Below are 22,807 nucleotides of genomic sequence, written 5' to 3' on the forward strand. Positions count from 1 at the left end.
GATCGCAGGCCGCGATTGATGGTCAGGCGCGTGCCCGATTGACCTGGGTGGTCGAGAAACCGGCAGTCGAGGCGTAGCCGCGCACGATCGCCTCGCGCTCGGCGAACGAGATCACCGCGTCGAGATCGGCGCAGCCGTCCGGCGCGCGCCGCTCGACCTCGTCGATGACGCCCTCCGGGCCGCCCTTGCGATTGAGGCGCACGATCTCCGCGGTCATGGGCAGCCGCGTCGCCTGATAGGCGGCGAGGCCGGCGCGGCCGTGCTCGGCGCCGGCGAGGCAATCGGCGAGCACGCGCGCGTCGATGATCGCCTGGCTCGCGCCGTTGGAGCCGACCGGATACATCGGATGCGCGGCGTCGCCGAGCAGGCCGACGCGGCCGTCGACCCACCACGGCAGCGGGTCGCGATCGCACATCGGATATTCGAAGAAGGTCTCGGTCGCGCGGACGAGGCCGGCGAGGTCGACGATGTCGATGCCGAACTTCTCGACATGCGGCATCAGTTCCTCGATCGTGCCGCGCCGGTTCCAGTCCTCGCGCTTCGGCGCCGGCGTGTTCTCGGTGCCGGGGCGATAGGTGACGACCCAGTTGTTCAGCACCTTGCCGGGCGTGGAGCCGGCGGCGATCGGATAGAGCACGAGCTTGTAGGTGAAGCCGCCGGCGACGATCATGGTGCGGCCGTCGAGGAACGGCTCGCTCTCGACCGCGCCACGCCACATCATGACGCCGTTCCACTTGAGCCCCGGCTCGTTCGGGAACATCTGCTTGCGGATGACCGAATGGATGCCGTCGGCGCCGATCAGGATATCGGCCTCGGCGCTGCGGATGGGCGCGGTGTCGGCGAAGCGGGCGACGGCGCGGCCCTCGTCCTGCGCGTAGCCGACGCAAGGCTGACCGGTCGCGATCGCGCCCGGACCGAGGCGCTCGACGACCGCATCGTAGAGCAGCTTCTGCAGATGGCCGCGGTGGATCGAGAACTGCGGCACGTCATAGCCGGCGTCGACCCCGCGTGGCTCGCGCCAGATCTCCTGACCGCGGCGCGTCGAGTAGATCAGCTCGCGGGTTCTAATGGCGACCGCGTCGAGCGCCGGCAAAAGCCCGATATCGACCAGTTCCCGGATTGCATGGGGCAGGACGTTGATGCCGACGCCGAGCTCCTTGACTTCCGGTGCGGCCTCGAAGATCTGACAGTCTATTCCGCGGGCGTGCAGCATCAGCGCCGTCGTCAGGCCGCCGATACCTCCGCCGATGATTGCCACGCGCATGCCGGCCTCGTTCGATGGGGATTTGCTTCGATGGGCCGATGCTATAGGAGCAAATACGTAACTCTATCGCCGGACCGCCACTCTATCGATGGGCCGCCAGAAAAAGCGGCATGCCCGATTTCGATGCGCCATTTCAGTGGGTGCGGCTGAGGCGGATGGTGTCCGACGGCAGCAAGCCGAAGCGGCTGCGGTAGTCGGCGGCGAACAGGCCCATGTGGTTGAAGCCCAATTCGGTGGCGATGCGGGTGACGTCGCCGTTGCCGGCCTTGCCGCTCGTCAGGCGGGCGTGCACGGCATCGAGCCGCATCGTCTTGAGGACCCCGAGCGGCGTGTCGCCGCGCACCTCACGGAACATCCGGTGCAGCGTGCGGGCACTGGCGCCGGAGGCGGCGACGATGTCTGTCAGCTTGACCGGCCGGGTCAGGCTTTCGGCCATGAAGGCTTCGGCACGCCGGATGATCGACGGCGCGATGGCGATGCGGCCACCCGTATGGGCACCCGTCCGGCCCTCGACAGGCGCGGCGATGTCGAGCGCGGCTTCGAGCGAGGCGATCAGCGTATCCTCGAGGTGCTCGGCGAGGCCGCCTTCGAAAAAGCCCTGTTTGCGGATCTCCAGCTCGCGCGTGGCGAAGACCGCGAGCTTGAAGAAGGCGCGGCCCACGCCGCTGTCGAGCGTCACCAGCCGGCTCGTGTGGGTGAAGCCGTCGACGCGCGTCTTGCCGCCCAGGATGTCGATCTGGCGTCGATCGAGATTGAGGATCAGCATGCTGGTGTCGGGTTCGAATTCGAGATCGATCGGCGCGTTGGCATTGACGAGCTGGGCGCTGGCGCCGGCGCGGCAGACGAGATCGCGGCCGCGCGGCTCGCGGGAGACGAAGGCGCCGGCGAGCGGGATCTGCAGGAGCGTCATGTCCTCGTGGGCATCGACGCCGATCCGGGCGGTCTCGCCCATGCGCACGAAGGTCAGCCCGAGCGAGGGCATGCGGGCGTGGAAGACCTCGGTGCGGTAGTCGCGCCCGAGTTTCCGCCCGAAACGGCACGGCCGCAGCAGGCTCGACATGGTCGCCTGGAACGCTTCGGGAGACGTCGAGAGCCGATGCGAAAAGCCGTTGTCCGCCATCATGACAGTGCCCCTCCGTCATAATTTAGATATAAAGTATCATCGGGTTTTCGCGTTGGAAAGCGGGAGAGAAACGGGGCAATACGGCGCAGTGTCTCGGCGCTCTTCCCGTTGCGAGAGCGTCGAGTTGCGGGTGTGATCTCGATGGCCGAGGCGCGCGCCGGCTTGTGTTGCTTGTCAGGTGGCCTTGCCGATCAGGGCTCCGACCCCGGCTGTGACACCCATCGCGAAGGCGCCCCAGAACGCGACGCGTACGGTCGGTTTCAGGATGTCCGCGCCGCCCGCCCGGGCACCGGCGGCGCCGAGCAGCGCCAGGAAGGTCAGTGACGTGCCGGGAACGGTATAAACGGCCACATGCGACGGCGACGCCATGGCCGTCAGCAGCGGGATCGTGGCTCCCAGCGCGAAGGTCAAGGCGGAGGTCAGCGCGGCCTGGATCGGCCGGGCCGTGGTGATTTCGTTGATGCCGAGCTCATCGCGCGCATGCGCTTGCAAGGCATCCTTGGCCATGAGCTGCTTGGCCACTTCCAGCGCGAGATCTGGAGCGACGCCTCGCTCGACATAGATGTCGGCGAGTTCCCGGGTCTCGAACTCGGGCTGGGTCCCCAGCTCCTGCCGTTCCCGGGCCAGATCGGCCTGTTCGGTGTCGGCCTGCGAGCTGACCGAAACATATTCACCGGCAGCCATCGCCATCGAGCCGGCGGCGAGGCCCGCGGCGCCGGCGACCAGCATTTCGCTCAGCGACGACGAGGCCGACGCCACGCCGACCATGAGGCTGGCCGTGGAAATGATGCCGTCGTTCGCGCCGAGGACGGCCGCACGAAGCCAGCGTTCGCGCCGAGGACGGCCGCACGAAGCCAGCCGATGCGCTCGACGAGATGACGCTCCGGGTGCAGATGATTCATCAGACGATCCAGGCTGTTAGGGATATCCGTAGGGTTGAAGGCGGCGAAGCGACACCATCATCGCTCCGGGCGATGACGTCCTGTCGGCAAACTTATCTTAAATTAGAATAATTCTAAAATTAAAAATGGTCGCAGGCGCATGATTGAGAACCTGGGCGATCCGCGGTTCGGCGGTTCCCCGGATTTCCAAAATGTCCGAACTGGTCGAAAATCGTGGTGTGGTGCCCCAGGCCGGACTCGAACCAGCACGTCGTCGCCGACAACAGATTTTGAGTCTGCCGCGTCTACCATTTCGCCACTGGGGCCCGGCCGGTATCGCGCAAGGCGACCGGAGGCTTTTGGCAAAGCGGGGCGCATCTTATCGATGGTCGGCGCCCCGTCAACGCGTCCGCGCGGACCGCCCACCGGAAAGTCGGGGCGCGGGTGCCCTGCCTTTCTGCCTCCCCGACGCCTGCAGATCGTTCGCCTTGGACCGTCCCGCGATCCGGACGCGCGGCCGCCGTAGACTGTCCCGCCGCCCTGGCGTTCCGCCGGCGCCGTGGCGACCGGCGGTCGCTCGCGGGCACCGACATCGTCGGGTCATCGCCGCCCGGTAGACGCAGCCCGATCGCTCCTGTAGATCGAGCCCCATGCTGAAACGCCTCTACGACTGGACCCTTTCGCTCGCCGCCCGCAAGTCCGCCGAGGTTTGGCTCGCCGTGATCGCCTTCGTGGAGAGCTCGGTGTTCCTGATCCCGGCCGACGTGCTCGTGCTGCCGATGACGTTGGCGCGGCCGGAGCGCGCCTATCGCTATGCGCTGATCGCGACCGTCGCGTCCGTGCTCGGCGGCATCGCCGGCTGGATGCTCGGCTACTACGCCTTCGACACGCTGGCGCGGCCGATCCTCGACTTCTACGGCAAGGCGGCGGCGTTCGAGCGGCTCAAGGACGAGTGGGGCAGCTCGGTTCTCCTGCTGCTGATCACCTCCGGCCTCGCGCACCTGCCGCCGATCAAGGTCGTGACGATCCTGTCGGGCGTGGTGAAGGTCGATCTCTGGCTGTTCATCGTCTCGGCGATCGTGGCGCGCGGCGCGCGCTTCTTCCTGATCGCCTTCCTGCTCCGCCGTTATGGCGAGCCGATCCGCGCGTTCATCGAAAAGCGATTGGGTGTGATCGCCGGCGCCGTTGCGGCCGCCGCAATTCTGATCTACGTCGGGCTTAAGCTCGCCCACTGAAGAGCTAACGATCCGGGCGCTCCGCCAGGGTGATCCGCCCCGATCCCGTCGAGAAGGCATGAAGCCGATGACCATGGCGTCCTCCCCCCTTTCGGGCACTCCGATGGGCGGCTTCGTTGCCCGTGCGTTTCGCGATCGGCCGACGCTGGCGTCGCTCGTGCTGCTGATCGGGCTTGCGACCATCGCCGGCGCCTGGGGCTTCGAGCTGATCGGCGGCTATGTGCCATGCAAGCTCTGCCTCGAGCAGCGCGATCCCTATTATTGGGGGCTGCCGCTCATCGCGATCGCGATCATCGCCGACCGGTTCGGCGGTCCGGCGTGGCTCGCCCGTGTGGCGCTCGTCGCCGGCGCGGCGATCCTCGTCTATGGCGCCGGTCTCGGGGTGTACCAGTCGGGGGCGGAGTGGGGGTTCTGGGCCGGGCCGACCGATTGCGGCGCCACGCGCGGCGGTACGATCCCGGGCTCGGCGACCGATCTGCTCGGCAGCCTCGACAAGGTGAAGATCGTCGACTGCACCAAGGTGCAGTTCCGCCTGCTCGGCCTCAGCTTCGCCGGCTGGAACGTGGTCGCAGCCTCGATCGTGGCGTTGGGCGCCCTGCGGGCCGCGATGCTGCCGCGCCGCGGCTGATCATCCGGGCTCCGGAGGGCTGTGGCATCGCGTAGCGAATGCTACGCAATGATTTTGCTTCAATCGTTACCTACATGTCATATCGGCGCGAGCCCAACGCTTGGGAACACGCCGATTGGACGCGCGTTCGCGACAGGGACCCCGAACCGGGATCCCGGACAAGGCCCCGGACCATGCCCCCGGACAAGGCCCCTGCGAAGGTGGTCGGGCAGAGGAGGGCCGGTCGCGACATCGCGATCAGGAAATTTCACTGGAGGATTCGATGAAGAAAATCGTTTCGACCGCCATCGCGTCGTTTGTCGTCGCGGCGGCGGGCCTGGCGATGGTTTCGCCGGCGGCGGCGCAAAAGTGCCCGCCGTCCTGCACGCCGACCAACCAGGACCGCATGCTGCCGGTGCCGCAAGACCAGAACCGCCGCCCGCCGCAGGTGAACCGCCCCTATGTGCCGCCGGCGCAGACCTATCATCCGCGCCCGAACTATGGCAGCCGCCCCTATTATGGCGGTGGGCCCTACTACAATCGCCCCTACTACAACAGCCGCCCGTATTATCACCGCCGCTATGACGACGACGGTGCGGGCGTCGCGGCGGCGATCATCGGCGGCGCCATCATCGGCAGCGCGATCACGCAGAACCAGGCGAACCAGCGCTACTACGACGACACCTACGAAGAGGAAGAGGTGATCGTCCGCCGTCCGCCGCCGCCGAAGCGGCAGGTGCCGGGCGCGATCTGCAAGACGATCATCAAGCACGACATGTACGGCAAGCCCTACGAGTACAAGGACTGCCACTGATCGCACGGCGGGTCGATCGGTGCATCGGTCGGCCATGAACGGCAAGGCCGCCGTCCCGGCAAGGGGCGGCGGCCTTTGCATTTCCGTGGTCCGGCCGGCGCGCCGCGCGCCCTGCGGTTCGCCTCACGGCTCCAGTTCGGTATCCCAGTAGAGATAGTCGAGCCAGCTCTCGTGCAGGAAGTTCGGCGGGAACATGCGGCCGTTGTTGTGCAGGTCGTGGACGCTCGGCCGGTAGGGCATCTGGAACGGATGCATGCCGATCTCGTCGGTCGACTTGTTGCCCTTGCGCAGATTGCACGGCGAGCAGGCGGTCAGCACGTTCTCCCACGTGGTCGCGCCGCCCTTGGAGCGCGGGATCAGGTGGTCGAAGGTCAGGTCCTCGCGCGAGCCGCAATACTGGCACTGGAAGCGGTCGCGCAGGAACACGTTGAAGCGGGTGAAGGCCGGCGTGCGCGACGGCTTCACATAGGCCTTGAGCGATACGACCGACGGCAGCCGCATCACGAAGGTCGGGCTGCGGACCATGAAGTCGTATTCGGAGACAATATTGACCCGATCCAGGAACACCGCCTTGATCGCGTCCTGCCACGACCAGATCGACAGCGGGTAGTAGCTCAAGGGACGGAAGTCCGCATTGAGTACGAGGGCTGGATGAGCTTCCGGCGAAACGTGGATCGTCAAGAGTACGCTCCTCGTTCCCGGCTCCCTGCAGGGGATGCCGGACGCGCTGGAGCGGTCCTCTCCGTACCGGTTCGGGCGCAGCGGACCGCTCGACCACGAACACGAGGGATATTGTATAGGCGCTGTGTCAGCCTTGTGAAGCCGGTGTCGTACGCAGCAGCCGGTGATTTTCTGCGTCCCGAAGCGGCCGATTTGTCACGGGTCACGCCAACACGCGCTCGAGGAAGCGTCCCGCGATCGCCAAGCCGACGTCGTCGATGCCGTGGCCGAGGCGATCGCGCGTGTGCCATTCCGCAGCGATACCGATTCGCGTCAGCGCCGCCACCGCGGCCGGCAGATGCGCGGGATCGACGACATCGTCGGCGCTGCCGTGGACGAGCAGGACCGGCGGGCTCGCGAGGGCCTCGGCCTCGATCGTCTCGGGTCCGGGCAGCAGGCCCGAATAGCCGACGATGCCGGCGACGCCGCCGATGCGGCGCAGGCCGACATGCAACGCCATCATCGCGCCCTGGCTGAAGCCGACCAGCGCCGTCGCGCGGTCGTCGAGGCCGAGACGCATCTGCTCGCCGTCGAGGAAGGCATCGAGCAGCGGCGTCGCGGCCTCGGCGCCGCGCCGATACTCGTGCGGATCGCGGAAGCTGAGCGGGAACCACTGATAGCCGAAGGCCGAGGCATCGCAGCGCTCGGGCGCATTCGGCGCGACGAAAGCGGTATCGGGCAGGCGCGGCGCCCAGGCGCGGGCGAGATCGATCAGATCGAGGCCATCGGCGCCGTAGCCATGCAGCAGCACCACCAGGCTGCGGGGCGGGCGGCCGGAGGCCGGGGCGACACGGGGACCGTCGAGAAGGGTCATCGGCTGCTCGATGTGGGAGGGCGGGGCTGAGCTTGCGGGACGTTCTGCGCGGGACTGGCGGCTGGGTGACGATGCGACGGCACACGACAAGGCGGTGCCGCCGTCTCGCCGTCGTCCATTCAGGTGGGCAGAACCTCGCGGCCGCCCTTGCGGACGCGATAATAGGCCCAGAACAACCGGGCCGCGACCCCGCGCCACGGCGCCCACGGCTCGGCGAGAGCGCGACACAGTTTCTCCGCCGGCCGGGTCTCGAGGCCGAAGGCGTCCTGCATCGCGTTCTGCAGCGCGACGTCGCCGCCGGGCCAGATGTCGGGATGACCGGCGCAGAACAAGAGGAAGATGTCGGCCGTCCAGGGACCGACGCCCTTCAGCGCAGTCATCTGCGCATGGGCCTCCTCGGCGGTCAGGCCGGCGACGGCGAGGAGATCGATCCCGCCGCTCGCGCAGGCCTCCGAGATCGCCTGCAGGGTGCGGATCTTCGGCTGGCTGAGGCCGGCGGCCTTCAGGGCTTCCGGGGCGGTCGCGAGATAGGCCGCGGGCGTCATCGCGCCGATCGCGGCTGCGAAGCGCGCCCAGATCGCGTCTGCCGCGGCGACGGAGATCTGCTGGGCGACGATGATGCGCGCCAGTCCCTCGAAGCCGGGCTCGCGCCGGCGCAGCGGTACCGGGCCGGCGACCTCGATCACGGCCCCGAGTCGTGGGTCCAGATCGCGCAGGGCCGCAATGCCGGCTTCGATGTCGTCGATGGTGTCGATCCGTCGCATGGGTTCAGGTGCTCTTCTTCTTGCTGGTCTGCGGTTCCCCGAAGCGAGTGTGAACCAGGGCGCCGCGACGCGCATCCCGAAAACGAACGAGGGCTCGTGGCTCCGCGCGGGCACATTCGCGCGAGCGGTGGCTGCTCGACGAGGGTACGGGTTCTCTTTCGCTCCGAGCCGGCCTAGTGCTTCGGTCGAAACGGGTTTGTCCGCCCGCGTCCGGAATCAGAAGATCGATCGCCGCCCCGTCGCGGTCGATCCGCCGAGTGTCGTCGATGACCGCCGAGCCCCGTCCCGTCTTCCGCTTCGCGCCGAGCCCGAACGGCGATCTCCACCTCGGTCACGCGCTCTCCGCGCTGGTCGACCACGCCATGGCGCGCGCCGCGGGCGGGCTGTTCCTGTTGCGCATGGAGGACATCGACGTCACGCGCTGCCGGCCGGAGTACGAGCGCGGCATCGTCGAGGATCTCGCCTGGCTCGGCATCACCTGGGACGGTCCGATCCGTCGGCAGTCGGAGCATTTCGACGCCTATCGCAAGGCGATGGACCGGCTGTGGGCGCGCGGGCTTGTCTATCCGTCGTTCCTGACCCGCACCGAGATCAAGGCGCGGGTCGAGGCGGCCGAGGCGCAGGGGCGGATCTGGCCGCGCGATCCGGACGGCGCGCCGCTCTATCCGGGCGACGATCGCGGGCTCGACGAGAAGGCGGTCGAGGCGGCCATGATCGCCGGCAAGCCCTATGCCTTCCGGCTCAAGATCGCCGAGGCGATCGCGGCCGCCAATGCGCTCGCCGGGCCGCTCGACTGGACCGAGACGGGCGTCGGGCCGGACGGCGAGGCCGGCACGATCGCGGCGCGGCCGGAGCGCTGGGGCGATGTCGTGATCGCGCGCAAGGAGGTGCCGACCAGCTATCACCTGTCGGTGGTGGTCGACGACGCGCTCCAGGGCGTGACCCATGTGGTGCGCGGGCTCGACCTCTTTCACGCGACCAGCGTGCACCGGCTGTTGCAGGTGCTGCTCGACCTGCCGGCGCCGGTCTATCATCACCACCGGCTGGTGCTCGACGAGACCGGCCGCAAACTGTCGAAGTCGTTCGGCGACACGAGCCTGAAATCGCTCCGGGCCGGCGGCGCGACGCCGGCGGACATTCGCAAGCTGGTCGGCCTGCCGCCGGGCTGAGGCGCGTGGCGGACCTTGCGGGTCAGTGCGGCAGGATCGCCAGCCAGAGCGTGATGGTGACGACGGCCATGAGCGTCGACAGGGCGATGGCGCTCGACGCGAGCGCGTGGCCGACGCGGAAGCGGACCGCGAACAGGTAGCTGTTCGCGCCCGACGGCGCGGCGGCCGAGATGGTTGCGACATTGACCCAGAGCTCGGGCAGGTGCGCGACCTTGGCGGTCAGGACCCACACGGCCAGCGGCATGACCGCGAGCTTCAGGGTCGAGCTCATCAGCGCGAGCGGCAGCGCGCCGCGGAGCGAATAGCGCGCGAGGCCCATGCCCATCGACACCAGCGCCAGCGGCGTCGCCGAGGCGGCGAGGCCGTCGATCATGCCCTTGGCGACCGGGCCGAACTCGAGACCCGAGATGCGCCAGAGCCCGCCGGCGAAGACCGCGATCACGATCGGACTGGTCGCGAGGTTTTTCACGATCCGACCGAGCAGCCGGCCGATCGACAACGGTGTCGCGTCGCCGGCATCGCGGCGGACCGCATGCTCGGTCATCAGCGTGCCGGCGGTCATCATGATCGGCAGATGGATCGAGACGATCACGAACAGCACGACCACGCCGGCCTCGCCATAGGCCGTGGTGAGCAGCGGCACGCCGATCACCAGCAGGTTCGAGAACGAGGCCGAGAGGCCGGCGATCACGCCCTCGCCGTGCGAGCGGCCGGCGAGGCGCGTCGTCATCATCTGCGCCAGCGCCCAGACCAGGCCGGCGCCAGCGAAATACGAGAGCCAGAGCGGGATCGGCGAGCCTTCCGGTAGGTGTGCCGTGCCGATGGTCCGGAACATCAGCACCGGGATCGGCAGCTGGAACACGAATTCGCCCAGCGCCTCGCCGACGCCCTCGCCGAACCAGCGCAGCCGCCCGGCGACCCAGCCGAGCAGGATCAGCCCGAACACCGGCAGGACGATTTCGGCGACGGTCGCGATCGGCAAGGCGCGGCTCCGGAAGGCGGGCGATGCCGGCTCGGCGCGCCCGGGATTGCGGCCGGCGCGGCGCCGGCCGGAGAAGGCGCCTGTTTAGTCGAGGATTAAGGGGAGTTCGATAGGAAAGTCGGGAGCGTGCCGCGTCCGGCCTGGACGGGGCGGGCGCGGGCATCACGGAGTGTCGAGTATGGTGCGCGGATATGAGCCGGCGGGACTGGCAAGGCGCGTCGGCGGGCTCGCCCCGCTGACCGGGCTCTGCGTCCTCGCGGTCGACGACCACGAGGTCGGGCGGTCACTCCTGAAAGCCATGGTCAGCGGCACGGGGGCCGACGTCGATGTGGTCGGCTCCGCGGAGGAGGCGATGCTGGCGGCGGCGCAGCGGCGCTATGACGTGGTGCTGGTCGATCTCGGTCTGCCGGACCGGCCGGGCGACCGGCTGGCCGAGGAGATCGCCCGGCTGCCGACCATGCGCGGCGTGCCGATCGTCGCGGTCACCGGCCGCGATCGGCCGCCGGTGGTGCCGCCCATGTTCGTGGACTGGATGACCAAGCCCTACGGCGTGCGCGATCTCTACCGCCTGCTCGCCGGCGTCTCGGGTCGCGCGGGCGTCTGAAGCCCGCCGCGACCTGACAAGCGAGGACCATCAGCCGCCGAGGCGCTTGCCGTCGATGGTGAGCGCCGCCTTGCCTTCCGCCTTCTCGACCCGCCAGCCGCGCGCGTGGCCGTCGTAGACCTTGCGCCAGGCGCCCTTGTCATTGGCGTAGACCCGGATCAGGCAGCCCGATCCGTCGCAGAACGACTGCGGCACGCCCCCGCACATGGCATCCGAATAATCGAGCAGCACACCGCGCCGGCCGTCGCCGCGGACGTCGACGAATTGTACGAAGCGCTGGCCGTAGCCGACCGAGGTGCGGCACAGCGCATGTTCGGTCGCGATCAGCTCGGGCAGCAGTGCCTTCGGCATGTCTTCGGCACGGGCGGGACGGGGCGCGAGAGCGACGATCAGGACGCCGAGGGCGACGATCGGAGCGCCGAGGGCGACGGGGAGGCGCATGGGGGATCGGGGTTTCATCGATAAAGGTTACTTTTCGATTGTTCTCGTGATTCGTCACAGTCAGCGTTATTAAGCTCGCAATGACGGCGTTGTCACGACTTTCCAGTCGATAATGTCCGTCTGTATTGAGGCGGTGAACACCGCGTTCGTTTCAGTCCATGTGTGGAAGGCGGGCTCAGATGCGCGTTTTCGGTCTTCTGCTTGTCGTTTTCGGATTGTTGTTCATGGTGCCGCGCGCCGCGGAAGCGGCGGTCGAAGCACGGATCGACGTGTCGTCGCAGCGTATGCGCGTCGTCGTCGACGGTCGATCCACTTACGAATGGGCGGTTTCGACCGGTCGGCGAGGCTACGACACGCCGCGCGGGGCGTGGAGGCCACAGGCGCTGCACGCGAAATACTATTCGCGCAAGTATCACAATTCGCCGATGCCCCATTCGATCTTCTTCACCGGCGGCGTTGCGATCCACGGAACCTATGAGACGCGCAATCTCGGCCGGCCGGCATCACACGGCTGTGTCCGGCTGGCGCCCCAGCACGCCGCGGTTCTTTACGGTCTCGTGCGGAGTCACGGGTTAAACAACGCCAGGATCGTGGTCTACGACTGATCGACGACGATCCGACCGTGCGTGGCCCTGTCAGGGCCGAAGGGGAGGATCGATGCCGATCCCGGGCGAGACAGCCGAGGACGACAGGACCGCGAACGGCGGGGCCGAACCGGCCCGGCGCATGGCGCTTGCTGCCTTCGCGGTCCGCGTTGCGGCAGCCGGGCTCGCCTATGGCCTGCAGGTCGTGCTCGCTCGCTCGATGGGGGGGCACGACTATGGCGTCTATGTCGTCGTCTGGACGGCGGTGACGCTGATCGGCCCGGTCTCCGGCCTCGGTTTCGAAACGCTGGTCGTCCGCTCGACGCCGAAGTTCATGGCCGCGCGCGCCTTCGCCTCGCTGCGCGGGATGATCACCGCGGCGCGGCTCATCGCCTTCACGGTCGCCTCGGCCTTTGCGCTCGGCGCGGTGGTCGTCGTGCAGGCGTTGCCGACGCTGATCGATCCGGATTGGCGGGTGCCGATCATGCTCGGCGCGGCCTGCCTGCCGCTCTTTGCGGTGACGGAGATCCAGGATGGCACCGCGCGGGCGCAGGACTGGCCGGATCTGGCGCTCGGCCCGACCTACATCCTCAGGCCGCTCCTGATTCTGCTCCTCGTCGTCATGTCGCTGGCAGCGGGCTCCGTGATCTCGACCGAGAGCGCGCTGATCGCCGCGATCGGCGCGACCTGGATCACCGGCGGTCTGCAGCTGTTGTTCCTCGGTCGTCGGCTTCACGTCACCGCACCGACCTATACGCCCGAGATGCGCATGGTGCGCTGGACGGGCGAGGCGCTGCCGATCCTGATGGTCGACATCGCCTTCGTGCTGATCACCGGCGCCGACGTGCTGATGGTCGGTCTCATAGCGGAGCCGAACGACGTTGCGGTCTATTTTGCGGCGGCGAAGTCGCTCGCGCTGGTGCAGTTCGTCCAATACGCGGTGCGCACTGCGGCTGCGCGCGAGTTCGCGACCCGGGTTCACGACGGTGATCGCGCGGCGCTGGCGGCGGCCGCGCTCAGGGCGAGCCGCTGGACGTTCTGGCCGGCGGCCGGCTTCGCGGCCGTGACGCTGGCGGCGGCGCCCTGGATGCTGGCGCTGTTCGGCCGCGATTTCGCCGGCGGCGAGATCGTCATGGCCGTGCTGGCGCTCGGGCTCCTGGCGCGCGCCTCGGTCGGGCCGGCCGAGACGCTGCTGACCATGTCCGGTCGGCAGGGACTGGCGGCGCTGGTCTATGCGGGTTCGCTCGCGACCATGCTCGGCTTCGGGGTCGTGTTGACGCCGATGTTCGGCATCGTCGGTGCGGCGACCGCGGCGGCGCTCGGCATGGGCGTCGAGGCGATCGCCTTCTCGGTCGCGGCGCGGTTCGCGCTCGGGCTCGACGTTTTCGTCTTCGCCGGCGCCCGGGTGGCGCCGCATGTTTCGCTCGCCAGGGAGGCCGAACCATGGGCCGGTTGAGTCCGGACTTCGTCGTTTCGACCGGGGGCCTCGGCGGCGAGGTGCATCACCTCGGCCTCGAAGCGGCCGCCGACGAGGCGGCTGCGATCGCCGATCTCGCCGGGCGTGCGCTCGAATACAACGTGTTCCGCGAGCCGGAATTCATGCTGCCGGCGCTCGGCTGTTTCGCGCCCAAGGCCGAGATCCTGACCGTGCGCCGCACCGGTCGGCTCGACGCGGTGCTGCCGCTCGCCCGGCAGCCCGGCCTGTTCGCCGGCGGGCGCGTGCCGACCGTGTTCGCCAATGAATTCCAGCCGCTCGGCACGCCGCTGATCGACCGCCGCGCGCCGGAGGATCTCTGGACCATGGCGCTCGATGCGGTCGCGGAGACCGCCTCCGCGCTGGTCCTGCCGCATCTGAGGCTCGACGGCCCGGTCTATGCGACGCTGGAGGCCGCGGCGCGGCGGCACGGGCGCTCGCTGTTCCTGACCCGCGGCGAGAGCCGGGCGGTCCTGACGGGCGGCCGCAGCTTCTCGGACTGGTGGAACGCGCACCCGCGCCATCGCCGCAAGGAGGATGCGCGGCTCTGGCGGCGGCTGCTCGAGCGCGGCGTGGTCACGAGCGGCGTGGCGACGGGGGAGGGCGCGCTGCTCGCCTTCCATGAATTCCTCGCGCTTCGAGGGCAGCGGCTGGAAAGGGCGGGGGCCACCGCGCTACGCGACGATCCGCGCGTGCGCGCCTTCGCCGAGACCGCGATCAAGGGGCTCGCGCGCCGCGGCCTGATCGCGATCGACCGGATCGATCTCGACGGACGGCCGATCGCCATGCTGATCCGGCTCGGCGGTCCGGTGCAGTTCGTGGCCTGGAAGATCGCCTATGACGAGGCCGAGAGCGTGTTCTCGCCCGGCGTGCGCGTGTTCGAACAGGCGACGCAGCGCATGCTCGCCGACCTCCGCTTCGCCGAGGCCGACTCGCTCGCGGTGGCGACGCATCCGCTCGCCGGCAGCCGCTGGCAGGAGCGGGCGCCGATGGGCACGGTGATCGTCGGGCTCGATCGCTCGGGGCATCGGGCGCGGCTCGCGGCGGCGGAGCTCGGCGCGGCGGCCGCGCTGAAACAGGCGGCCAAGGGTGTCATCGGCGAAATGCGCCGGCTCGGCGACCGCCGCTGAGGCCGGTCGCTCGGCCGGTGCGGGTGTCGCTTCAGCCGACGGAGACGGGCGCCCCGGTCACCTTGGCTTCGGGGACCTCTGCCTCAGTGACCTCAGCTTCCGTCTGCGCCCGTTCGCGGAAATGCCGGCGGATGACCTTGCCGGTCGTGGTCAGCGGGATCTCGTCGACGAACTCGATCTCGCGCGGATATTCGTGCGCCGAGAGGCGCGTCCGCACGTGGTCGCGGATCTCGGCCGCGAGCGCCTCGCTCGGCTCGTGGCCGTCGACCAGCCGCACGAAGGCCTTGACGATCTCGGTCCTGAGCGGGTCGGGCTTGCCGACCACGGCGGCGAGCGCGACCGCCGGGTGGCCGATGATGCAGTCCTCGATCTCGGCCGGGCCGATGCGATAGCCCGACGAGGTGATCACGTCGTCGTCGCGGCCGACGAAGTGGATGTAGCCGTCCTCGTCCATGACGCCCTGGTCGCCGGTGGTCATCCAGCGGCCGACGAACTTCTCCGCCGTGGCTTCGGGGCGATTCCAGTAGTTCAGGAACATGACCGGGTCGGGACGGGCGACGGCGATCTGGCCGAGCGAGCCGGTCGGCAGGACCGTGCCGTCGGCGGCGATGATCGCGACCTCGTGGCCCGGCGTGGTGCGTCCCGTCGCGCCGGCGCGCGTGACGCCGAGCCGGCCGCAGGAGCCGATCACGATGTTGCACTCGGTCTGGCCGTAGAACTCGTTGACGACGATGTCGAGTTCGGCCCGCGCCCACTCGTAGGTCTCGCGCCCGAGCGCTTCGCCGGCGGAACCGACCGTGCGCAGGTTCAGCGGGTATTTTTCGCGCGCGTTCGGCACGCCGCGCAGGATCTTCAGTGCCGTCGGCGGGATGAAGGCGTTGCGCACGCCGTATTGTGCCATCAGCCAGTAGGCGAGATCCGGATCGAACTTCTCGAACCGGCAGGCGACCACCGGCACGCCGAGCGCGAGCGACGGCAAGAGCGCGTTGAGCAGGCCGCCCGCCCAGGCCCAATCGGAGGGCGTCCACATCAGGTCGCCGTCGACGGGCAGGAATTCGTGTGCGAACTGCACGCCCGGGATATGGCCGAGCAACACGCGATGGCCGTGCAGCGCGCCTTTCGGCGGGCCGGTCGTGCCCGAGGTATAGATCATCAGCGCCGGATCGTCCGGCCCGGTCGGCACCGGCCGGAAACTCTCGGAGGCGCGGGCGAGCAGCTTGTGGAAGTCCGCCGCGCCGTCGGTCGCGCCGTCGACCGAGAGCACGGTCAGCGGTGCGACACGGTCGCGGATCGCGGCGAGCTTGGCGGCGCCCGCCTTGTCGGTGATGACCGTGGTGGCGCCGGAATCGCCGAGCCGATAGGCGAGCGCCTCGACGCCGAAGAGGTTGGCGAGCGGCAGCGCGATGGCGCCGAGCTTGTAGACGGCGAAATGGGCGATCGCGGTCTCGGGCGACTGCGGCAGCAGGATCGCCACGCGGTCACCACGGCGGACGCCCAGATCGACCAACGCATTGGCGAGCCGGTTCGAGGCGCGCGCGAGCCGGTCGTAGGACCAGCGGTCGGTGCGGCCGTCGGCGCGGCGGTGGATCAACGCGACGCGGTCCGGCTCGATCGCCGCCCACTTGTCGCAGGCGTCGACGGCCATGTTGTATCGCTCGGGCACGACCCAGCGGAACCGTGCCATGAGCTCTTCATAGGAGGACGCGTCGGGGAGCATCATGTGCCGCAACAGGTCGGTCGGGGAGGCGGACCTTATCCGATTTGATGCCGCGGTGCAGCATGACGTTTTCGTGTTTGCGCCAGACGCAGATCACGCTCGGATACGGTCTGTGGGACGACAGCTTGAGGCTTGGGTCGAATGGTGGGCGCGACAGGGATTGAACCTGTGACCCTTCGCGTGTGAAGCGAATGCTCTCCCGCTGAGCTACGCGCCCGATACCATCGGCGGCGCCCGCGAAGGGCGCCTCGGGAATGCGGCGATATAAGGGGGCTCGACCCTGCAAGTCAAGCGAGGCGGTGCGGCCATCCCCGAGCTTCGCGCCGGTCGCGGTTCAGCGCGGTCGCACGCGCCCGAAAATCGTCAGGCGGCGAAGGAGATCGACACGTCGGCGGCGGCGAACATGGCGATGATCTCCTGCCGCTCCGTCTCGGTCATGTGATGGCCGGCGTCGACCTGATCCATGATGTCGAGCAGGCGCTGAAGCTGCGGGACGCCGAGCCGGGACAGCACGTTGTCCCAGTCGATCTCCTGCTCGTCGCGGAAATCGAGTGTCGCACCTTCGAAAATCCGCGCTTCCGGCATTACGAACACGGCCCATCTCCTGAGATACCCGTGTTCCGATCGTGGCGCTGAATGGTTAACGCTAGCTTTATGACTTTACTGCAATATTAGGGATTGTAGACCGCCGGCAGCGTGCCGAGCGCCATCTTGCCGAGCTTCAGACGGCCCTGTTCGATGACGAGATCGAGGGCCCGGCCGCGCTTGTCGCCGGTCTCGACCGGCGCGCCCATGAACAGGAAGCCCGTGGCGACCGCGGCCAGTTCCGGCGAGAGCTTGCCGCCGCTCGCGACCCGCTCGAGGCCCGATGCGGTCAGCCGGATCCGGCCATCGACCAGGCCGTCCGGACGCGGGCCGAAGCTGCCGGTTCCCTCGACTTTCATCTCCTTCGACGTGACGAGCGACAGGTTGCGCAGTTCGACCTTGCCGCCGTTTGCTGCCCAGGCTTTGCCCGGCTCCGGCGCGCCCGGCGCGGGCACGCCGAGCACGGTCGCGTCGAGCGTGATGTCGAGTTTCTCGGGGCCGAGCGGCTTCGCGGCCTCGGTCAGGGTCGCGCGATCGAACTGGGCGGCGAGGTCGGCATCGAAGGGGCCGGTCGCATCGGCCGCATGGCGGGCATGCAGCTCGCCATGGGCCGCGACGAGCTTCACCGGCGGGCGATCGCCGCCGCTTGCGGCGATGTCGAGATCGTCGGCCGCGATCGAGACCCGCTCGGGTCCGCTGGAGCCGAGCCGGATGCTCGCCTGCAGCACCTTCCAGGACGCATCGACCGCAACGCCGTCGGGCCGGCGCAGGGTGAAGGGGCCGTCGAGTTCAACGATGACCAGGAACGGATTGTAGAGCAGCGTCACCGCGCGCAGCGCCTTGGCCGACACCGTGGTGCCGTCCTTTGCGGTCAGGCCGGGATCGGCGCAGGCGAGCTCGATCCGGAACGGGAAGCCGTAGACCGTGCGGTCCTTGCAGGTGACTGCGACGCCGCGCGCGGCCATGAGGCCGATCTGCCGGTCCATCTCCTCGACCACGCGCGTCCGGATCTGGCTCCAGGCGACGGACACGCCGATCGCGACGACAACGACGACGGCGCTGATGATCTTCGCGCGCTTGCTCATGCGGCCTCCCGGTTCGCCCCTCTGATACGAGGGCGCGACGACTTCAGTCCAGCGCCGCGATCACGGTCGCGAGATGCGGCGTTTCGAAGGCGGCGGCACGTGCCCCGGTCGTGGCCGGGAAGCAAGGCCGTGCCGACGCCGGCCTCGTAGCATCGGGCCGCTGCGGTTCTTGCACAGTCCGTCGCCGATCGGCGCGTTTCACTCCGACCGGACCTTGCTCTAAGAACGAAGGCTTGGGCGGGTGCCGGCCGCCGCGCACGACGGAGGACAGTCGCGCCGATGCAGGATCTCTGGGTGTTCGGATACGGGTCGCTGATGTGGAACCCGGGCTTTGCCTTCGCCGAGCAGGCGCCGGCGCGGCTCGCCGGCTGGCACCGGGCGCTGTGCATCTATTCGACCGTGCACCGCGGCACGCCGGAGGCGCCGGGGCTGGTGCTCGGGCTCGATCGCGGCGGCAGCTGTCGCGGGCTGGCGTTCCGGGTCGAGCCGGCGAACCGTGGGGCGGTCATCGACTACTTGCGCGAACGCGAGCAGGTGACGGCGGTCTATCGCGAGATCCACCGCCCAGTGCGCCTCGACGACGGCTCCGGCCGGGTGGTCGAGGCGGTCACCTATGTCGCCGACCGCGGCCATCCCCAATACGCCGGCCGGCTCGACGAGGACGAGGTGCACCGGCTGGTCAGCCGCTCGCGCGGCAAGTCGGGCATCAATCCGGATTACGTGCTGGCGACGGCCCGGCATCTGGTCGGGCTCGGCATCGCCGATCCGACGCTGGCGCGGCTGGCGGCGCGGCTCGAGCGGGAACAGGCGACGCCGGTCGTCGAACACGACGATATCGAGTGAGGGCCTCGGCTGAATCAGGCGCGGCCGGCGGTGAGGTCGAGCAGGATGGCGCGGCGCTCGTCGTCGGAGCCCGCGAGCAGGTGGACATAGGCGCGGGTCGGCCGGTCCTTGGCCTGGCCGACCGGCTGGCCGGACCGGACGCCCTCGCCATCGATCTCGCCGAGCCAGACGACCTGGTGCTCGCCGCGCATGTCGGTGGCGACGAGCAGCACCACGACATTGGTGAGGTCGTCGAGCGCCGCGGTCGACATCGAGGAAAACAGATAGCGACGGCCGCTCGCTCCGCTCCAGTAGCGGAAACGTTCGCCGAGCCCGATCGAACGGGCACTCATGGGCTGACCGACCATCTGCAACAAACCGCGCATCGCCCTCTCCAGGCGTCCCGTTCCAATCGGATGACTGGAACAAAGATAGAACATCATCGCATCCGGCCGCAAGGCCCATGGCGGGCAAGGCGGTCGGGGAAGCCGCGGGTCACGATTTGAACGAGGCCGAAACCGTGATTCGTGCCGACTTCCGCTATGACAATGATGTGGTGACGCAACGGGTCGGCCGCAAAGTGGCCACAAGGGTGCGGCGAGTTGTCGCAGGTCTGTGGATAATGGGTGGACCGTGATCAGGAGGCTTGCGTCAGCGCCGCGATCCGCGCCCTGGCGTCGGGGCCGAGCGGAAGCGCCGGCGTGGCCGCGACCGCTTCGAGCAGCAGGCGATCGGACGCGGTCTCGATCTCGCGCTGCATGCGCTGAAAAACTTCATCTGGCGCAAGGGCTTCGGGGATCGGCTGCAGGAACTCGACCACGATGGTTCCGGGGTAGCGGCGGAAGGTCCGGCGCGGCCAGAACAGGCCCGCGTTGAGCGCCATCGGCACGATCGGGACGCCCAGAATGCGGTAGAGCAGCATGATGCCGGTCTTGTACGCCGGCTCGGCGCCGGGGGCGCGCCGGGTGCCCTCCGGGTAGATCACGATTTGGCGACCGACTGCCGCCTCCTTGCGCGCGCGCTCGGCCATGGCGCGCAGCGCATCGCGGCCGCGGCCGCGATCGACCGGGATGCTGCGGCCCTTGGCGGCCAGCCAGCCGAACACCGGGATCCACATCAGCTCGCGCTTCAGGATGAAGGCGGGATCGTCGAAATAGTCGATCAGGCAGAGCGTCTCGAACATCGACTGGTGCTTGGATGCGACCAGCACGCCGCGCGGCGGCAGCCGTTCCGGATGGCGCACCTCGACACGAATGCCGGCGATTACGCGCAGCAGGAACCGTGTCGTCTTCGAGAAGGCGCGGATCATCGCCCACATGACCGACGCGGGCAGCAGCAGCGTCGGGATCAGCGCGATGAGCCAGAGGATCAGCGCGGCATAGAAGACGAGGTTGAAGGCGAACGAACGGATCAGCAGGATCATGGGCCGGGATCGTGAGCGCGAGGCGTCGGAGAGGGGCGTCGGGCGGGGGGCGTCGGGAGAGGGGGGCGTCGGTAGGCGATGCGCCGGCGGGTTCCCGCCGGGTGATCACCCGGCCGGCGCCGCCGAGGCCTTCGACATGGCCGGTCGCTCGATCGTCTCCACGCCCAGCCGAAGCCGGGCGAGCATATACTTCAGGTATTCGGCAGTGAGAAGCTTCAGCGTCCGCGGATGCACGTACCAGGTATCGAGATTGAGGTCCGTGCGCTTGACCGGGAACGGGATCAGCGTGACCTCCGGCATCGCCTGGCCGAGTTCGGCGAGCGAGCGCGGCATGTGATAGGCGCTCGTGACCACGATCAGGCTGCGGAAGCCCTGGCGGCGGACCCAGTCGGCGGTCTCGCGCGCGTTGCCGACGGTGGTCTCGGCCTTGAAGCCGAGGTCGACGCAGCAGCGGAACAGGGTCGGGTTCGATTCCGTGGCGCGCTGGATGTCCTCGGCGCGGGTCAGCGGGTGGACGCCGGAGATCAGCAGCCGCTTGGCGCGGCCCTCCTCGAGCAGGTCGATCGCGCCGTGGACGCGGTCGCGGCCGCCGGTCAGCACGACGATGCCGTCGGCGCCGACATCGGCCGGCGCCCGTGTGCTCGCCACCAGGGCGGTGAAGTGCAGGAAACTGCCGGCACCGAAGGCGATCAGCAGGAAGCCGGTGAAGAGCGTCATCTTGGCGACGAAGCGCAACAAGCCGCCGCTCCGCGCGCGGCGCGGAGCGGGGCCGATCATCCGGTGGGCCTGTGCCTCCCGGGCACAGGCGGCCCCGAATCGGGCTTCGGTTCCGCTCTCGATCGTCACAGGCAGGTCCAAACGTCGCTCCTGTCGGTGATTCTACTGTTCTCGCCGCCGCCGGTCGACTGCGCGACCGCGCCGCGGCGCGCATGGCGGCTCTTCATTCCAGTTGGCGCAGGTAGCTGCGCACGGTCCAACGGGAGGTCAAGGCGGTCAGGCCGGCGACCACGCCGACCACCACCAGGGCTCCGGCATAGCCCTCGAGCCCGACCGCGAAACCGCCGAACAGCGCGTGCGCCTGATCGCTGAGCGCGAGGCCGGGGGTCTCGCGCGTGAACCAGTCGGCGAGCAGGAACGAGACGAGCGCCGCGGCGCCGCCGATCGCGCCGCCCTTGAGGCCCATCATCAGGAAGTGGCGCTGGAACTCCTTGGCGATGAAGCGATCCTCGGCGCCGACGAAATGCAGCACCTCGATCACGTCCTTGTTGCCGGCCATGGCGGCGCGGGTCGCGAACACGACCGACAGCACCATGGCGACCAGCACCAGCACCACCACCGTGACACCGGCCGCGACCATGGCGCCGGCCATGGTCCTGAGCCGCCCGGACCAGACGCTGTGATCGTCGAGGACGGCGTTGTCGACCTCGCGCTGCAGCCGCGTGCGCAGGCCCTTGAGATCGGCGGCTTCCGGATCGGAGAGCTCGATCACGATCAGCCGTGGCACCGGCAGCGCGCCGAGATCGAGGCCCGATCCGAGCCAGGGTTCGAGCAGCTTGGCGCTGTCGCGGTCCGACATCAGCCGCACATTGCGGATGCCGGCCGTGTCGCGGGCGATCGTCATCGCCTTCTGAAGCTGCGGTTCGAGCGGCACGCCGTCCTGCGGCTTCACCTGGATGGTGATCTCGCGCGAGATGTCGAGCTGCCAGTCGCGCGCGGCCGAGGAGACCAGCGCCAGGCCGCCGACCGCCAGACAGGCGAGAAAGCACATGATCGCCACGACCAGCACCAGCGCCCGGCCGGCCACGGCCTGGGGCGGCACGATCGGGGTCGGCGAGGTCAACCGGTCGCCGAGCGCCTGCCTCGCGCCGGCGAGCCTCGCCTTGGCGGCGGCCTTCGCTCCGCTCTTCGCCCCAGTCTTCGGCTGCGGCCGGCGTGCCGGTTCGGCCGGATGGGTGCGGGCGAGCGCGGCGTCGGTACGCTGCGCGGGCTGGCCACGGTCGCCAGGGGGCGTGTGGGGCGCGGCAGCGGGGCGCGCCTGCGCCGGCTGGGCCTGGGGCGGATGGACCCGAGCCGACTGCGCTGGCGGGGCGGGGGAAGCGGCGGCGGGGCGCCGACCGGCCGTGCGGTCGGGCGTGACGGATCTTCAACCGTACCGGCGCGCGTCGGGTCCGGTCGGGCCTGATCGCCCCGAACCTGATCGTTCCGGCCCTGATCGCTCCGGGGTGTTTCGGGCCGGGGGCGGGCTCGGTCCGTTGCGGGGCGCCGGACGGCGCCTGAGGCCGTGCCTCCGCTGCGGTCGGGGCAGCGCGCGGCGCGGCGGCGGGTGGATCGAAGGTGACGGGCCCCGGCTCCGGCCTCGGCGCCGGCCGCGCGCCGTGCTGTTGACCGCCGCCGCGCAGGATCGTGGCCGGCCCGGCCGGCGAGCGCGGCGCGGCCGTCGTGACGCGCGCGGCCGGTCCCCGCGGCGCAGCCGGGACACCTCGCTGCGGCTCGGACGCGCCGCCGGGATGCGATGGGCGCTGCGGCTCGGGCCCGTCTCGTCTCTCGGGCCCGTCTCGTCTCTCGGGGC

Annotated in this window: 23 protein-coding genes, 2 tRNA genes and 1 pseudogene; 9 read left to right on the forward strand and 17 right to left on the reverse strand. The window is 69.3% G+C overall.

Features of this window, described 5'->3' with window-relative positions:
- Positions 1–22 precede the first annotated feature (22 nt).
- The 4 genes and pseudogenes from ABS361_20640 to ABS361_20655 all read right to left on the reverse strand — a co-directional run bounded on the left by ABS361_20640 (position 23) and on the right by ABS361_20655 (position 3,594).
- On the reverse strand, positions 23–1,264 hold the full coding sequence (locus ABS361_20640) for a flavin-dependent oxidoreductase (protein XBY44393.1): 1,242 nt from the start codon (positions 1,262–1,264) through the stop codon (positions 23–25).
- 133 nt (positions 1,265–1,397) lie between these two features.
- On the reverse strand, positions 1,398–2,387 hold the full coding sequence (locus tag ABS361_20645; protein XBY44394.1) for an AraC family transcriptional regulator: 990 nt from the start codon (positions 2,385–2,387) through the stop codon (positions 1,398–1,400).
- A 174-nt stretch (positions 2,388–2,561) separates the two neighbouring features.
- Positions 2,562–3,289 (reverse strand): annotated as a pseudogene (locus ABS361_20650) (VIT family protein).
- Positions 3,290–3,508: 219 nt separating this feature from the next.
- Positions 3,509–3,594, reverse strand: a tRNA-Leu gene (locus ABS361_20655).
- Positions 3,595–3,918: 324 nt separating this feature from the next.
- Between ABS361_20655 and ABS361_20660 the strand changes: the two genes are divergently transcribed.
- From ABS361_20660 to ABS361_20670, 3 genes are all read left to right on the forward strand, one after another.
- On the forward strand, positions 3,919–4,503 hold the full coding sequence (locus ABS361_20660) for a YqaA family protein (GenBank protein XBY44395.1): 585 nt from the start codon (positions 3,919–3,921) through the stop codon (positions 4,501–4,503).
- 73 nt (positions 4,504–4,576) lie between these two features.
- On the forward strand, positions 4,577–5,131 hold the full coding sequence (locus ABS361_20665) for a disulfide bond formation protein B (GenBank protein XBY44396.1): 555 nt from the start codon (positions 4,577–4,579) through the stop codon (positions 5,129–5,131).
- 262 nt (positions 5,132–5,393) lie between these two features.
- The gene (locus ABS361_20670) at positions 5,394–5,924 is read left to right on the forward strand and encodes a hypothetical protein (GenBank protein XBY44397.1); all 531 of its coding nucleotides are present in this window, start codon (positions 5,394–5,396) and stop codon (positions 5,922–5,924) included.
- A 123-nt stretch (positions 5,925–6,047) separates the two neighbouring features.
- Here ABS361_20670 and ABS361_20675 read toward each other — a convergent pair whose 3' ends face one another.
- The 3 genes from ABS361_20675 to ABS361_20685 all read right to left on the reverse strand — a co-directional run bounded on the left by ABS361_20675 (position 6,048) and on the right by ABS361_20685 (position 8,222).
- Entirely contained in the window at positions 6,048–6,605 is a 558-nt protein-coding gene (locus tag ABS361_20675; GenBank protein XBY44398.1) for an HNH endonuclease, read from the reverse strand.
- Between the two features lie 202 nt (positions 6,606–6,807).
- Positions 6,808–7,458: a prolyl oligopeptidase family serine peptidase gene (locus ABS361_20680; protein XBY44399.1), complete on the reverse strand. Its 651-nt coding sequence runs from the start codon at positions 7,456–7,458 to the stop codon at positions 6,808–6,810.
- 119 nt (positions 7,459–7,577) lie between these two features.
- Complete coding sequence (locus ABS361_20685) at positions 7,578–8,222, reverse strand: DNA-3-methyladenine glycosylase (protein XBY44400.1); 645 nt, start codon at positions 8,220–8,222, stop codon at positions 7,578–7,580.
- Positions 8,223–8,488: 266 nt separating this feature from the next.
- On the opposite strand from ABS361_20685, the gene gluQRS reads away from it, so the two are divergent.
- Positions 8,489–9,391: a tRNA glutamyl-Q(34) synthetase GluQRS gene (gluQRS, locus tag ABS361_20690; protein ID XBY44401.1), complete on the forward strand. Its 903-nt coding sequence runs from the start codon at positions 8,489–8,491 to the stop codon at positions 9,389–9,391.
- A gap of 22 nt (positions 9,392–9,413) precedes the next feature.
- Here the strand turns inward: gluQRS and ABS361_20695 are convergent, their stop codons facing one another.
- Positions 9,414–10,373 carry an AEC family transporter gene (locus tag ABS361_20695; protein XBY44402.1) on the reverse strand — a complete coding sequence of 320 codons (960 nt, stop codon included), beginning with the start codon at positions 10,371–10,373 and terminating at the stop codon, positions 9,414–9,416.
- Positions 10,374–10,551: 178 nt separating this feature from the next.
- Here ABS361_20695 and ABS361_20700 point away from each other — a divergent pair, with 178 nt between their 5' ends.
- Positions 10,552–10,977, forward strand: coding sequence for a response regulator (locus ABS361_20700; protein XBY44403.1), 426 nt, complete (start codon positions 10,552–10,554; stop codon positions 10,975–10,977).
- 30 nt (positions 10,978–11,007) lie between these two features.
- Here ABS361_20700 and ABS361_20705 read toward each other — a convergent pair whose 3' ends face one another.
- Positions 11,008–11,418: a hypothetical protein gene (locus tag ABS361_20705; GenBank protein XBY44404.1), complete on the reverse strand. Its 411-nt coding sequence runs from the start codon at positions 11,416–11,418 to the stop codon at positions 11,008–11,010.
- 224 nt (positions 11,419–11,642) lie between these two features.
- Between ABS361_20705 and ABS361_20710 the strand changes: the two genes are divergently transcribed.
- From ABS361_20710 to ABS361_20720, 3 genes are read left to right on the forward strand one after another with little or no spacing between them, the layout of a single operon-like run.
- Positions 11,643–12,023: a L,D-transpeptidase gene (locus ABS361_20710; protein ID XBY44405.1), complete on the forward strand. Its 381-nt coding sequence runs from the start codon at positions 11,643–11,645 to the stop codon at positions 12,021–12,023.
- A 52-nt stretch (positions 12,024–12,075) separates the two neighbouring features.
- Entirely contained in the window at positions 12,076–13,458 is a 1,383-nt protein-coding gene (locus ABS361_20715) for a lipopolysaccharide biosynthesis protein (protein XBY44406.1), read from the forward strand.
- A complete protein-coding gene (locus ABS361_20720; protein ID XBY44407.1) occupies positions 13,446–14,606 on the forward strand; it encodes a GNAT family N-acetyltransferase in 1,161 nt (386 codons plus the stop codon). Before ABS361_20715 ends, ABS361_20720 begins: the two co-directional genes overlap by 13 nt.
- Before the next feature lie 31 nt (positions 14,607–14,637).
- On the opposite strand, the gene ABS361_20725 is transcribed toward ABS361_20720, so the two are convergent.
- From ABS361_20725 to ABS361_20740, 4 genes are all read right to left on the reverse strand, one after another.
- Positions 14,638–16,323 carry an acyl-CoA synthetase gene (locus ABS361_20725; GenBank protein ID XBY46973.1) on the reverse strand — a complete coding sequence of 562 codons (1,686 nt, stop codon included), beginning with the start codon at positions 16,321–16,323 and terminating at the stop codon, positions 14,638–14,640.
- A gap of 142 nt (positions 16,324–16,465) precedes the next feature.
- A tRNA-Val gene (locus tag ABS361_20730) sits at positions 16,466–16,540 on the reverse strand.
- Between the two features lie 146 nt (positions 16,541–16,686).
- Positions 16,687–16,917, reverse strand: a complete 231-nt coding sequence (locus tag ABS361_20735) for a hypothetical protein (GenBank protein XBY44408.1) — start codon at positions 16,915–16,917, stop codon at positions 16,687–16,689.
- A 77-nt stretch (positions 16,918–16,994) separates the two neighbouring features.
- Positions 16,995–17,993: a DUF2125 domain-containing protein gene (locus ABS361_20740; protein ID XBY44409.1), complete on the reverse strand. Its 999-nt coding sequence runs from the start codon at positions 17,991–17,993 to the stop codon at positions 16,995–16,997.
- A gap of 279 nt (positions 17,994–18,272) precedes the next feature.
- On the opposite strand from ABS361_20740, the gene ABS361_20745 reads away from it, so the two are divergent.
- Positions 18,273–18,836 carry a gamma-glutamylcyclotransferase gene (locus ABS361_20745; GenBank protein XBY44410.1) on the forward strand — a complete coding sequence of 188 codons (564 nt, stop codon included), beginning with the start codon at positions 18,273–18,275 and terminating at the stop codon, positions 18,834–18,836.
- Between the two features lie 14 nt (positions 18,837–18,850).
- Here ABS361_20745 and ABS361_20750 read toward each other — a convergent pair whose 3' ends face one another.
- The 4 genes from ABS361_20750 to ABS361_20765 all read right to left on the reverse strand — a co-directional run bounded on the left by ABS361_20750 (position 18,851) and on the right by ABS361_20765 (position 22,078).
- Positions 18,851–19,201 carry a hypothetical protein gene (locus tag ABS361_20750; GenBank protein ID XBY44411.1) on the reverse strand — a complete coding sequence of 117 codons (351 nt, stop codon included), beginning with the start codon at positions 19,199–19,201 and terminating at the stop codon, positions 18,851–18,853.
- A gap of 251 nt (positions 19,202–19,452) precedes the next feature.
- On the reverse strand, positions 19,453–20,238 hold the full coding sequence (locus ABS361_20755; GenBank protein XBY44412.1) for a lysophospholipid acyltransferase family protein: 786 nt from the start codon (positions 20,236–20,238) through the stop codon (positions 19,453–19,455).
- A gap of 105 nt (positions 20,239–20,343) precedes the next feature.
- The gene (locus tag ABS361_20760; GenBank protein ID XBY44413.1) at positions 20,344–20,976 is read right to left on the reverse strand and encodes a YdcF family protein; all 633 of its coding nucleotides are present in this window, start codon (positions 20,974–20,976) and stop codon (positions 20,344–20,346) included.
- Between the two features lie 202 nt (positions 20,977–21,178).
- A complete protein-coding gene (locus ABS361_20765; GenBank protein ID XBY44414.1) occupies positions 21,179–22,078 on the reverse strand; it encodes an FtsX-like permease family protein in 900 nt (299 codons plus the stop codon).
- Positions 22,079–22,807: the final 729 nt, after the last annotated feature.

Source organism: Ancalomicrobiaceae bacterium S20, assembly GCA_040269895.1.
Taxonomy (GTDB): Bacteria; Pseudomonadota; Alphaproteobacteria; order Rhizobiales; family Ancalomicrobiaceae; genus Methyloraptor; species Methyloraptor flagellatus.